At 66.3% G+C, this 12,189-nt stretch carries 8 protein-coding genes; 4 read left to right on the top strand and 4 right to left on the bottom strand.

The window, feature by feature from the left end; genetic code table 11:
* Positions 1 to 156: 156 nt before the first annotated feature.
* Positions 157 to 450: a zinc ribbon domain-containing protein gene (locus J7396_RS08825; RefSeq protein WP_008578079.1), complete on the bottom strand. Its 294-nt coding sequence runs from the start codon at positions 448 to 450 to the stop codon at positions 157 to 159.
* A 473-nt stretch (positions 451 to 923) separates the two neighbouring features.
* On the opposite strand from J7396_RS08825, the gene J7396_RS08830 reads away from it, so the two are divergent.
* From J7396_RS08830 to J7396_RS08840, 3 genes are all read left to right on the top strand, one after another.
* Positions 924 to 2,162, top strand: a complete 1,239-nt coding sequence (locus tag J7396_RS08830) for an MFS transporter (protein ID WP_209261308.1) — start codon at positions 924 to 926, stop codon at positions 2,160 to 2,162.
* Positions 2,163 to 2,576: 414 nt separating this feature from the next.
* On the top strand, positions 2,577 to 5,033 hold the full coding sequence (locus tag J7396_RS08835) for a TonB-dependent receptor (protein ID WP_209261309.1): 2,457 nt from the start codon (positions 2,577 to 2,579) through the stop codon (positions 5,031 to 5,033).
* A 74-nt stretch (positions 5,034 to 5,107) separates the two neighbouring features.
* Entirely contained in the window at positions 5,108 to 7,261 is a 2,154-nt protein-coding gene (locus J7396_RS08840; RefSeq protein WP_209261310.1) for a phospholipase C, phosphocholine-specific, read from the top strand.
* 243 nt (positions 7,262 to 7,504) lie between these two features.
* On the opposite strand, the gene J7396_RS08845 is transcribed toward J7396_RS08840, so the two are convergent.
* From J7396_RS08845 to bla, 3 genes are all read right to left on the bottom strand, one after another.
* Positions 7,505 to 9,061, bottom strand: a complete 1,557-nt coding sequence (locus J7396_RS08845; RefSeq protein ID WP_127167272.1) for a glycosyltransferase family 39 protein — start codon at positions 9,059 to 9,061, stop codon at positions 7,505 to 7,507.
* A 206-nt stretch (positions 9,062 to 9,267) separates the two neighbouring features.
* Complete coding sequence (locus J7396_RS08850; protein WP_209261311.1) at positions 9,268 to 10,200, bottom strand: alpha/beta hydrolase; 933 nt, start codon at positions 10,198 to 10,200, stop codon at positions 9,268 to 9,270.
* Positions 10,201 to 10,313: 113 nt separating this feature from the next.
* Entirely contained in the window at positions 10,314 to 11,207 is an 894-nt protein-coding gene (bla, locus tag J7396_RS08855; RefSeq protein WP_014090815.1) for a class A beta-lactamase, read from the bottom strand.
* Positions 11,208 to 11,307: 100 nt separating this feature from the next.
* Between bla and ampR the strand changes: the two genes are divergently transcribed.
* Positions 11,308 to 12,183 carry a LysR family transcriptional regulator AmpR gene (gene ampR / locus J7396_RS08860; protein WP_008578086.1) on the top strand — a complete coding sequence of 292 codons (876 nt, stop codon included), beginning with the start codon at positions 11,308 to 11,310 and terminating at the stop codon, positions 12,181 to 12,183.
* Positions 12,184 to 12,189: the final 6 nt, after the last annotated feature.

Consider the following 12,189-nt stretch of genomic DNA (forward strand, 5'->3'; position numbering starts at 1 on the left):
TGGCCGCGGCGAACGGCGGTGGGATGGCACAGCCGTGCGGGCTGGCGGCAAGCACCCACGCAATCCTCCGCGACACAGCCGGCAGCACGGTGCTCGACGTGGAGTCATTGCAACGCGCAACCGCGCTGTGCGGCGCAACCTGCACGCCGCGGCCACTTATGCCGGATCGGATGCGGGCTTGGCGGCCGGCTTGCTCTCCGCGGTTGCTGCCGGTTTGGCATCGCCGCCGGCGCTGCTGCTTTCGGTGAGGTTCTTCTTTTTCTCGCCGGCCGACTTGAAGTCGGTCTCGTACCAGCCGCTGCCGGACAGGCGGAACGACGGCGCGGTGACCTGGCGCTTGATCGTGGCAGCGGCGCAGGCCGGGCAGGTTTGCGGATCGGGGTCGGCCATTTTCTGCAGGCGGTCGAATGCGTGGCCGCAGGTAGTGCACTGGAAACCGTAGATGGGCATGGCAGGGATCAGCTGAAGACGTTGCAAGGGGCGCAAATTCTAGACGCATGCGGGCAGGCAAGGGCAGCGCGCCGCCTGCGACGGGCAGCAGGCAGCCAGTGATGCGTCTACTTGGCCGGCGCCAGGCGACGGCGGCAATGTGCAGTGGCCGCTTCGACGCCCCGCACACGCCGATGGGCTGCGCGCACCGACGCAATGCCGCCCCACCCTGCGCGCAGGCGTGGCTGGCGGCAGCGTGGGGCGAGCGCAGCGCACAACACCTCTGCGTGCACGCCATGCGATCGACACATGCATGGGTTGCGTATCCAAGCAACGCACGAGCAATCGCAAAACACCCCCCGCGGCAATCACATCCTCACGCACAATCGCCGAAAACCGCGCACGCGCCAACGGCGCCGATCGAGCCGCACCGACCAGGCTGTTACACTCGAACACGTGATCGACGCGCCTTTTCCCCCACGAGGGCCGCATCCATGTTGCGGTTGACTGCCTTACTGCTGGGCGTTGCCCTGCTACTCACCGGTAGCGGGTTGCTCGGCACGCTGCTCGCCGTGCGTGGCGATCAGGCCGGCTTCGATGCGCGGGCATTGGGGTTGATCATGTCCGGCTACTTCGCCGGCTTCTTTCTGGGCACCTTCTTCGCACCGCCGCTGATTCGCCGCATCGGGCATATCCGCGCGTTTGCGTTTTATGCGGCGCTGGCAGCCATTGCGGTGTTGCTGCATCCGATCTGGTTGAACGCCTGGGGCTGGGGCGTGCTGCGCCTGGTGACTGGCGCGGCGTTGGTCGGCCTGTACACCGTGATCGAAAGCTGGCTCAACGCCGAGCCCGACGCACGCCGGCGTAGCCGGGTGTTTTCGGTCTACATGGCGATCAATCTGTCGGCGCTGGCACTGGGCCAGGTCCTGCTCACCATCGGCGATGCAGGCGCACCGGCGATGTTCACGCTGACGGCGATCCTGTTCTGTGCAGCGGTGATGCCGGTGATGACCACGCGGCTGATCCCGCCCGAGGTGCCGCATGTATCGCGCCTGCGGTTGGTCACGCTGTATGCCCTGGCGCCGGTAGCCACGATCGGCGCCGGCCTTTCCGGCCTGGCGATGGGTGCGTTCTGGGGCTTGCTGCCGGTATATGCCAACCGCATCGGGCTGGATTCCGACGGCGTGGCGATGTTCATGCTCACCGCCATCGTGGGCGGTGCGGTGCTGCAGTGGCCGATCGGGCGCATCAGCGACGGGCATGACCGCCGCATCGGCCTGGTGACCGTGAGCGTGCTGGCCGCCTGCATCGCGATCGCTGCCGCGTTGCCGATGGTGCAGACACAGACCACCGTGTTGTTCGTGCTGTTCTTCGTCTATGGCGGGTTGGCGTTTTCGCTGTACCCGTTCGCGGTGGCGCACATGCTCGATTACCTGCCGCGCGAAGACCTGCTTTCCGGCAGCAGCAGCTTGTTGCTGGTGCATGGCGTGGGTGCGGCGATCGGCCCTGCATTGGCCGGCGGCGCAATGCAGAAGTTCGGCCCGGCCGCGTTGCCGGTGTACTTCGCGGTGATGTTGTTAGCCCTGGCGGGCTTCACGTTGTCGCGGCTGCTGCGCTTCACCCGCCGCCGCCCCCATCCGATCGCCTTCCGCCCGATGCTGCGCACCACGCCGTCGGCACTGGAGTTGATGCCGGAAACACAGCAGACCGAAACGCCACCGCGAACCAAGTAACGCTGACCATGCGCTTTCGCGCTGGCTTTAGGATGGTCGAACAATTCGATCAGCGGACTGCACACCTGCGACTGCGGCCAGCGCGGTTGTGCTGGATCTCGAAACTTCGCTCGCTGTCTGGTGCGGTGGCCTCGCCGATTGCGGGACCGTTGGCGGCATGGATGCCGCCATCGAGTCCTCAAGGGATGGGCTCACGGCGTGTCCAAAAGCGGTGAGGCATCGCGCTATCGACCGACTCCGCGTTTGACCCAGCCCGTTCACCAACCCACATCCCGCTTGGCCCAAGATTTCGTCAGCTCAGCTGGAAGTATCCGAACGCCGCTAACCAAGCTAACCAAGCTAACCAAGTCTTCGCTCTGGCTATGAGGCTGCATACATCCGGCGCGTGATCGCGACCTCGCCTGTAGCGCGGTCATGATCACGCAACGCAAGCGCGGCAGTCTTTCCAGACCCCCTACCCCGCTGTGGATTTCAATGGATTCGATGTCCTCCTTGCGCGTGCGCCGTCCTGCCACGCTGGCGTTACTGCTGGTTCCGCTCACCCTACCGGCGTATGCACAGCAGGTTCCCGACGGCGCAACGTCCGACCCGGCCGTCACCGACGAGCAAGTATCGACGCTGGATCAGGTGCAGGTGGTCGGCCAGGCAATGACCTATTCCAAGACCACCGTCAGCAAGGAGATGCTGGACCGCCAGTTCGTGCTCGGCAGCGTCAACGATGCGCTCAACGAACTGCCCGGCGTGGTGGTGACCGAAGCCGATGCCTTCGGCTCCTCGGATTGGGGCACGCAGATCAGCATGCGCGGCTTCGTCAGCAATCGCGATACGCAGCAGATCGGCACCACCATCGACGGCGTACCCAATGGCGGCTCGGCATACGGCGGCGGCTCCAAGGCCAATCGCTTTATCGACATGCCGGATCTGGAAACGGTGGAAGTGAGCCAGGGCACCGCCGACATCGCCTCGCGCTCCAACGAAGCCCTGGGCGGCACCTTGAATTACCTCACCAGCGAACCGCTGGAAACGCAGCGTGTGCGCGTGATCGGCGGCATTGGCGATAACCAGGCGCGCAAGTACTACGCGCGCTACGACACCGGCCTGATCGGCGGCAATACGCGTGCCTGGGTCAGTGGCTCGTCGGCACGCAATGACGACTGGATCGACGGCAGCGGGCACACCAGCCGCGATCACCTGGCCGGCAAATTCGTCAGCGTGCTGAATCAGTGGACGCTCAGCGGATACGCATCCTACGACGATGCCGACGAATCCGAATACACCAGCGTGACCCCGGAGCAATTCGCGCGCGACCCGGAGCACGACCTGTTGACCGGCACGCTCACCGGCATTCCGTACCTGGACCAGAACTACCGCTCCGGCTCGCGTGCCTTGCGCAAGAACACGTTCGGCTACCTGCGTGGCGCCTTCGATGGCGGCAATGGTTTCAAGACCACGCTGACCGGCTATGCGCACCGCATGCAGGGGCGCGGCGACTGGATTCCGCCGTATCTGGTGGATGTCAGCAACGATGGCGCCGGCGCACCCGAATCCGAAGCGCGTGGCGGCAACACCGTGTATGGCGGCAGCGATCTGGGCAAACTGTATTACCTCACCCCCGGCGGCGCGGCTGCCGCCATGTTGGCCGGTTGCGCCGGCAGCGACGCGGTGCCGGCCGAATCCAATCCGGCCTGCTATCCGGCCGGTTCGATGCCGGTGCAATCGTATCGACATAGCCACTACGACAATCACCGCGCCGGCGCGATGGCCGATGTGGAATGGCGCACCGATCTCGGCGCCATCGACAAGACCGTGCGTGCCGGTGCCTGGCTGGAACGCGTTGAGCGCAGCGTCACCCGCGACTGGCACCGCCTGCTCAACGTCGGCACCAACATCAGCTTCGATCATCAGCCGTACTGGGTGCAGTTCAAGGACAACTACCAGACCGACGAGCAGATGTATTACGTCGAAGACGTGATGCGTTACGGCGCATTCGCATGGCGCGTGGGCGTCAAGCAGTTCTTTGTCGACCAGACCCGCGACCGCCGCATCGGCGATGCGCAGCATGTGCAATCGGATTCGCGGTCCGACCCGCTGCTGTCGGCCGGCCTGACCTGGACCACACCGGTGCAGGGCCTGGAGGCCTTTGCCGGCTACTCGCAGAACTTCGCCGCGATTGCGTCCGGCGTGCTGGGCGAAACCGACCCGGTGGCGCTGAGTCGGGTGAAACCGGAAACCGCCGACAACATCGAACTCGGCCTGCGTGTCAGCCGCTGGCCGTTGACCGGCAGCGTCACGCTGTACGACATCCGCTTCGACAACCGCATCGTGTACGTGCCGGCCAACTTCGTCACCGGTATCGACTACCTGGGCGAAACCGATGGCGTGTACGAAAACTTCGGCGGTGTGCATGCGCGCGGCGTGGAAGCAGCGCTGGGCTACGGCTGGGACAACGGCTGGCGCATCAATGGCGCCTACACCTACAACAAGGCCGATTATCTCGGCAGCGGCGATGCCGCGCGCGATACCGCCTTGGAGATCACGCCCGGTGCGCAGGTGATCGGCCAACCGCGCAATACGCTGGTGGTGTCGGCCGACTGGCGCGGCCAGGCATGGCGCTTCGGTGTGTCCGGACGCTACCTGGGCAAGCGCTACCTAGACGCATCCAACCGCGCCGCACTCGATGGCGTGACCACCTTCGATGCCAATCTGGGTGTGGAACTTTCGCAACTGACCTCGCAGCTCAAAGGCCTGCAGCTCGCGCTCAACGTCAGCAACCTCACCGACAAGCGCTATCTGGAAGGTGTGGACGGTAGCGACAGTGCCTTCATTGCCGCCCCGCGCACCGTCGGCCTGACCCTGACGCTGGACCTGTAACGGCGAACTGCCATGCTATGCGATGCCCGCACCAGGCACCGGCGCGGGCAGTCCTTCCGATGCGATGAGCCCACATGATCGATCTGCCCCGACGCCGCCTGCTGCAAGCCGGCCTCACCAGCGGCGCGGCCGCGTTGCTGCCCAGCATCGCGCGCGCCGCAGCCATCGCGCCGGACCGCCGCCGCGGCACGCTGGAGGACCTTCGGCATGTGGTGATTTTGATGCAGGAAAACCGCGCGTTCGATCATTACTTCGGCGCGCTGCCCGGCGTGCGCGGGTTCGGCGACCGTTTCCCGATCCCTGCGCCGCCCTTGCCGGGCGCACCCGCGCGCACGGTGTGGCTGCAACCCAGCGAGGACGGCCGCCAGTGGCTGACGCCGTTCGCGTTGGACACGGCCGCGCAGTTCGGCTTCATGCGTGTCAAGGGCACCCCGCATAGCTGGCCGGATGCACAACAGGCCTGGGACCATGGACGGCTCGGGCACTGGGCTGCCGCCAAGCACAATCATGCACTGGGCTATTACACGCGTGCGGACATTCCGTTTCAGTACGCGCTGGCCGATGCCTTCACCATCTGCGATGCGTACCACGCTGCGATCCAGACCGGCACCAATTCCAATCGCGTGTTCCTGTGGACCGGCGGCAACGATCCGCAGGCGCGCGCAGGCGGCCCGGTGATCGGCAATTCGCACGACAATTTTGCGGAACTGGGCGGCTTTGCCGAGCCGTATCGTTGGGGCACCTACGTGCAAGCCCTGCAGAACGCCGGTGTGTCCTGGCAGATCTATCAGGACATGGCAGACAACTTCACCGACAACCCGCTGGCCGGCTTTGCGGCATTTCGACAAGCGTACAGCGCCGCGCCCGGACATGATCCGCAGTTGCGCGCGCGTGGCGTGAGCACGCGCGGTCTCGCCCAGTTGCGCCAGGACGTACTGGGCAGGCGCCTGCCTGCAGTGAGCTACATCATTGCCGACGCGGCCGGCAGCGAGCATCCGGATCCGTCCAGCCCCGCCCAGGGCGCGGCCTACACCGCACGCGTGCTGGATGCGCTCACTGCCGATCCGGCGGTGTGGAGTCGCACCGCCTTGCTGGTGATGTTCGATGAGAACGACGGCTTCTTCGACCATCTGCCGCCGCCCGCACCGCCGTCGCCGGATGCACGCGCAACGGGCGGGTTTGCCGGCGCATCGACGCTGGCCACCGACGACGACTATCACCGCCACCCGGCGCCGGGCGAGCAGAACGTGGATCTTCCCGAGCTCCGTGGGCGGCCCTATGGGCTTGGCCCGCGCGTGCCGATGTATGTGGTCTCGCCATGGAGCCGCGGCGGCTGGGTGGATTCGCAGGTGTACGACCACACCTCGGTGCTGCGCCTGCTCGAGCGCCGCTTCGGCGTGCCCGCGCCGGAAATCACGCCCTGGCGGCGTGCAGTGTGCGGCGATTTGACCAATGCCTTCGATTTCCGCCAGGCCGATGCGCGCGCGTTCGTCGCCGCGCTGCCGGATGTCGGTGCAACCGCTACGCGAGCGGCCGCCTTGCGCGAACACGCACTGCCGCCGTTGCCGGCCACGTTGCAGCCGCCCGAACAACCGTTCGGCGTGCGCCGCTCGCGTGGGCTGCCATATCGTCCCAGCGTGGAGCTGGCCCACCTGCCCGAGCGCGGCGAAGTGACGCTCCGCATGGCCAATGCGGGCGCGGCGGCGGTGCTGCATGTCTACGACCGCTTCGATCTAGCGGCAATTCCACGCCGCTACACAGTGGGAAACGACGCCATCGTGGACGGCACGTGGACCACCTACGACGGCCGCTACGATCTGTGGCTGCTCGGCCCCAACGGCTTCCATCGCCATTACCGCGGCGACCTCGATGCAGCGCCGCTGCTGGCCGAGATCGCGCAGGACGCCGACGATGCGCAAGTGCTGTGCCTGACCTTACGCAATCCCGGCGACCGCCCACTGCAGGTCACGCTGGAACCTGGTGCCTACACGCAAGCGCAACCGCGCGAGCGCATCACCATCGCTGCCGGCAGCGAGCACCATGAGCGCTGGAGCGCTGCACCGACCGGCGGCTGGTACGACCTGTGGCTGGTCCAGGGCGGAGCGCGCCAGCGCCTGGCCGGGCGCGTGGAAACCGGTAAGCCTGGCATCAGCGACCCAGCGCTCGGGGGGCCGGCACGGCTGTATCAGGACGATCCTCCCCGCATCGACGGCCCAGGACCTGCCTGAAACGCGCGGGATTGGCAGCGGGGATGCGGCACGAAGCGGATCGGTGTGCCGTCATCGGCTCGCCATCGTGGCGTCGCGCCCTGCATATCGGCGTCGCCGATGGCCTTGTTCCGTGCGGGCGGCAACAGGGTCTGCTGCCGCGGTCACACCATGCCTGGCACGGCAAGGACAGCCATCGATGCGCTGCCCCTGACCGCCCTTTGCCAACACACACCGCGTCGCCGGCCAAGCCGCCGGCGTGCACTACCGATGCAGCCAGTACCTGCAGTCGCCGATCGTCTGCGGCTGCGCGCCCGCGGAATAACGCTGCACGATCGCCGCGTGCCACTGCGCCCGTTGCGGCGTGCTGCCCACCTTGTTGGGGCAATCGACCATCGCCGCCAGCGGCAGGCCACCCAGCGCAGTGTCGGTGCTGGCCAGCGACTGCAACGCCTGATCGGACGCCCAGTCGGCAATCATCACCGCGCGGCGCCCGGACCGATAGGGTAGTTCGGAAGACCAGTCATCGCCGAAAGCCACCACCACGCCCTGCTCGGGGGTCGCGGCACGGATCTGTTCGGCGATCTGCGAGATCGGCGTCGGCGCACGCGCTTGCTTCATGTTCTTCAGCGAACTCACCAAGCCAGAGCCCAGTGACAACAGGCACAGGAACACCGCCAATGCCACACCGCGGCCGGGTTTACCGATCGCCTGGCCACGCTGCACCACCCACCACAGCACCAGGCCGACGATCGACGCGGCGAACACCACCTGCGCGTACTGGTAATAGGGATGCACCACCTGCAGATTGGTGAAGGCCAGCATCGGCGCCAGGTAGGCGAGCAATAGCACTATCACCGCCGCACGGATCTGGCGGATCGACAAGCCGGCGATGAGGATGATCAGGAACACCCAGTTCGAACCGACCGGTCCGGCGAAGCGCTTCTTGAAGATGGTCCCCCACCAGATGGCCGGATCCAGGCGCTGCTGCAGGGTGCCGTAATTGAAGCCCGACAGGCTGTCGGACGTAACTTGCTGACCCAGAACAGAGTGTGCCTTCAAGGCATCAGCGTGGTGCAGCCAGAGCAGCAGCGCCACCAGCGCTGCCACAGCTGCCACAGCGCCCCAGCCCAACAGCTTCCAGTGACCGACCAGCCACTGTGGACGCCAGCCATGCTCATGCAGCGCCACCCAGGCCAGGGCCAGGACGGTGAAGACAGCAAAACCGAAGAAGGTGGTGATCTTGATCAGTGCTGCCAGTACTGCGGCGGCAACGGCAACCCCGCCGTGCCAGGCCCGCGGCTGCGCGTACAGCCGTGCCATCGCCCAGACAAACACCAGGCCGAAGAACACCGCGGTGGATTCCATCATCACCGAGCGCCCCCACAACTGGGCCAGCGGCGACACCGCGAACGCACCAGCGATGCACAGTGCCAGCACGCGGTCGGGGCGCAGTACCAGGGCAATGCGATAGCTCATCCAGATGCAGCCCACGTGGAACAGGGTGGACAACAAACGCCCGCTGTTGTCGGCGCTCATGCCGGTGATTTTGGACAGCAACGCGGCCAGCCACTGGAACAGCGGCAGCTCGAACGGGATCGACCACGGCGCGCCGAGCACCGGCGTGAGATACGACAGGAAAGGGCCGCCACGCAGCATCCAGTCGATCGAGAGGACGGTCTGCGTCTGCCTGAAACCGGACGCATCGATGGGCGGCATCGACCAGCTGAAGACCAGCATGATCAACAGCGCGATGGCCGAATAGCACAGCAGGATCCGGGCCGGCAGCAGGCCACGGTCGGGAGTCAGTTGCTGGGTCACGCGTCGCGCTCCTGTAGGCGCCGGCCATCAGGCACAAGGCGGCCGGGCGCGCAGTGTCGGTTCTGCGGGCAGCGAGCGCAAGCCGTCGCTGGACCGGCAGCTGCCAGGAACTGGCCGCAGCTGCCGGTCCAGCAATGCCATCACACCTGCGATCACCGTGGCGCACGCAATGATCGAGCTGCCGCCTCTTCAGCAGCGCGGATCCATCACTGCAGCACGCCGATCGTGTGCAACCAGCTTTCCACCAAGTGCGGCCACCGCGCAATCGGCAGCCCCTTGGCGCGCAGACCAAAGGCATGGCCACCCTGGGAGTACACATGCATTTCCACCGGCACGTCCGCCTGGTTGAGCGCGACGTAGTAGGCCAGCACCTGCGAAACGCCGTCCACGTGATCGTCCTGCGCCTGCAACAGGAAGGTCGGCGGGGTATCGGCGACGACGCGAATGTCCGGACGCAGGTCCAGATGGGTGGGATCGCGGGTGGCGTCATCCTCGTCCTCGTGCGCCCACAAATGGCCCGGATACACGGCAATGGCGAAATCCGGGCGACAGCTCACGCGATCGGCGGCATCCACCGGCAGATACGTGCGCGCTGCAAAATGCGTACTGATCGCGGCCACCAGGTGACCACCGGCAGAAAAGCCGAGCACACCGATCTTGTGCGGATCCACGGCCAACTGGTCCGCCTGCGCGCGCACCATCCCCAACGCCCGTTGGGCATCCTGCAGGGCTGTTTGCACCTTCGGGTAATAGCGGCGGTCGTTGACCCAGGTCGGCCCCGAGTTCGGTACACGGTATTTCAACAGCACACAGGTGATACCGCGCGCGGTCAGCCAGTCGCAGATTTCGGTCCCTTCCAGATCCATGGCCAGGACTTGATAGCCACCGCCGGGAAACACCAGCACCGCCGCGCCGGTGTTGTGAGCCTTGGGCTTGTATACCGTCATCGTCGGGCGGCTGACATCGCTGAGCTTGGTCCATGGGTAACGCCCCTCGCCGGTGCCCACCGATTCGGGCTTCGGGTGGCGCACCGCATCAGGCACCGCGCGCGGCCAAAGCGGTATTTCGACCTGACCAGGCGCTGGCTGCCAGGCGCGCGCCGGTGCGAGCCCATGCACAAGCAGCAGCGCAACTGCCATCCACCCATGACACGACCTGATTTGCACGATTGGACCTTGAAGGGTTGAAGAAACAGAAAGCACGTCGTGAACTCATGCGCGAATGACGCGCGTGAGACACCGGAGCCTTGCACTCACGCCGCGATGCTCTCGCGCACCGCGACCGCCACCGCCTTCAACGCCGCATCGCGTGCCGCGTCGTCGACCTTGGCACCGTTCAAGTACGTGGTCAGCAACAGGGGCGCGCTTCCCTTCGGTGGCCAGAGGATGGCGATGTCGTTGCGCGTGTCGGTGCCGTTGCTGCCGGTCTTGTCGCCGATCTTCCAGCCGGCCGTGAGCCCCGCACGCAGGCAATCGTCGCCGGTGCGATTGTCGATCATCCAGTCGGTCAGCTGCTTGCGCGAGGCTGGCTGCAGCGCGTCGCCAAGCAGCAGCGTGCGCAGCGTGGCGGCCATTGCCGCAGGCGTGGTGGTGTCGCGGGGGTCGCCGTCGGCGAACCGGTTCATCTGCGGCTCGTAGCGGTCGGTGCGGGTCTGGGCATCGCCGATACCGCGCAGGAACGCAGTCACCCCGGCCGGTTCGCCGACTAGCGGGAACAGCAGATTGGCGGCCGGGTTGTCGCTATAAATCATCGTGGCCCGGCAGAGCTCGCCAACACTGAGCGAACCGCCGACATGGCGTTCGGTCACCGGGGCATGCTCCAGCATGTCGGAGGCACGGATCCTGACCTGCTGCGCCAGCGTCAGCTTGCCCTGGTCCACCCGCCGCAGCACCGCGGCAGCCAATACAAATTTGAAGGTGCTGCACATTGGAAAGCGCTCGTCCTCGCGCTGCCCGAGGCGCTTGCCGGTGGCGCTGTCGAGCAGGCAGATGCCCAGCCGGCCTCCGGTGCCACGTTCGATCTGCGCCCACTGCGCCCGCAGCATGTCGTCCACGTTTACCGCGGGGGTGAGTGCCCATGCGGGTCTGGACGCTGCAAGCAGCACGCCAGCGCCGGTTGCGTGCAGGAACTGTCGCCGATTCAACATGCGGTTGCCTCCTTGAGAGAGCCCGCAGTATCGATGCGCAGGATGCAGCCGACCATCGCGATGTTTCGATCTCAGGCATGAATTGAACTAATCTCTACCCATGCCCCGCCCCCGCCTGCCGCTCAATGCCCTGCGCGCGTTCGAAGCCGCCGCGCGCCATCAGAATCTGACCCGCGCGGCCAATGAGCTATGCGTCAGCCAGGCCGCGCTGAGTCACCAGATCAAGGCGCTGGAGCAGCAGTTGGGCACCAGCCTGTTTCACCGCCTGCCGCGCGGTGTAGCGCTGACCGACGAAGGCGCCGCGCTGGCGCCGGTGCTCGGCGAGGCCTTCGACCGCATCGCCGCCACCTTGGAACGCTTTGCCGATGGCCGTTACCGCGAGGTGCTCAGCGTGGGCGTGGTCGGCACCTTCGCCACCGGCTGGCTGTTGCCACGGCTGGCTGCATTTCATGCAACGCACGCGGATATCGAACTGCGCCTGTCCACCCACAACAACCGCGTCGACCTGGCCGGAGAGGGCCTGGATCTGGCCATCCGCTTCGGCGATGGCGATTGGCAGGGCCAGGTTGCCGAAGCCGTGATGGAAGCGCCCTTCGCGCCGGTGTGCGCGCCGGCAATGGCGCGCGGCTTGCGCGTGCCGGAGGATCTGGCGCGTGTGCCGCTATTGCGCTCGTATCGCCTGGATGAGTGGCCGCAGTGGTTCCGCGCGGCGCGTGCGACGGAGGTGCCTGCGCGCGGCAGCATGTTCGATTCGTCGCTTACCCTGGCCAGCGCAGCGGCAGCCGGCGCCGGCGTGGCGTTGTTGCCGTTGCCGATGTTTCGCCAGGACCTGGATGCCGGGCGCCTGGTCTGCCCGTTCCCGATCACCATCGACGCCGGGCGCTACTGGCTGACGCGGCTACGGTCGCGGCCGCAAAGCGATGCCGGGCGCCGGTTGCGCGATTGGCTACTGGCCCAACAGCACGTCAGCAGCTGAGCAGCG

Origin of the sequence: Xanthomonas sp. A1809, from assembly GCF_017746015.1 — a bacterium.
Taxonomy (GTDB): Bacteria; Pseudomonadota; Gammaproteobacteria; order Xanthomonadales; family Xanthomonadaceae; genus Xanthomonas; species Xanthomonas euvesicatoria.

Bases quoted from the DNA above. Each gene is read 5' to 3' on its own strand.
- J7396_RS08825 (WP_008578079.1), bottom strand. From the start codon at position 450: ATGCCCATCTACGGTTTCCAGTGCACTACCTGCGGCCACGCATTCGAC.
- J7396_RS08830 (WP_209261308.1), top strand. From the start codon at position 924: ATGTTGCGGTTGACTGCCTTACTGCTGGGCGTTGCCCTGCTACTCACC.
- J7396_RS08835 (WP_209261309.1), top strand. From the start codon at position 2,577: ATGATCACGCAACGCAAGCGCGGCAGTCTTTCCAGACCCCCTACCCCG.
- J7396_RS08840 (WP_209261310.1), top strand. From the start codon at position 5,108: ATGATCGATCTGCCCCGACGCCGCCTGCTGCAAGCCGGCCTCACCAGC.
- J7396_RS08850 (WP_209261311.1), bottom strand. From the start codon at position 10,200: ATGGCAGTTGCGCTGCTGCTTGTGCATGGGCTCGCACCGGCGCGCGCC.
- bla (WP_014090815.1), bottom strand. From the start codon at position 11,207: ATGTTGAATCGGCGACAGTTCCTGCACGCAACCGGCGCTGGCGTGCTG.
- ampR (WP_008578086.1), top strand. From the start codon at position 11,308: ATGCCCCGCCCCCGCCTGCCGCTCAATGCCCTGCGCGCGTTCGAAGCC.